Annotated in this window: 1 protein-coding gene; it reads right to left on the minus strand. The window is 32.2% G+C overall.

The genetic code is table 11. The features are described from left to right. Positions 1–10 precede the first annotated feature (10 nt). Positions 11–255, minus strand: a 245-nt coding sequence (locus SB679_RS25265) for a hypothetical protein (protein WP_410705081.1), incomplete at its 5' end; no start/stop codon positions are given.

Consider the following 255-nt stretch of genomic DNA (forward strand, 5'->3'; position numbering starts at 1 on the left):
TTTAGTTTTTTTATTGAAGTTGTAATCTTATCCAGTTAAGGATAAAAAGTAAAATAAATATTCCTGTTATGTAGAACTGTACTTTATTGACTTTTTTAGGGCCAAATTTCCAGACACAAATTCTGTCCAATATAATGATTATTATCACAGGAATCAGCCCAAATAATGTATAAATTCCTGCCAGTCCATCCACCGCAGAAACACTATTGAATGCAATAACGGCAAAGATCAATCCGATAAGAACCGTTAATAGGC

Origin of the sequence: Chryseobacterium sp. SIMBA_029, assembly GCF_046535275.1 — a bacterium.
GTDB lineage: Bacteria > Bacteroidota > Bacteroidia > Flavobacteriales > Weeksellaceae > Chryseobacterium.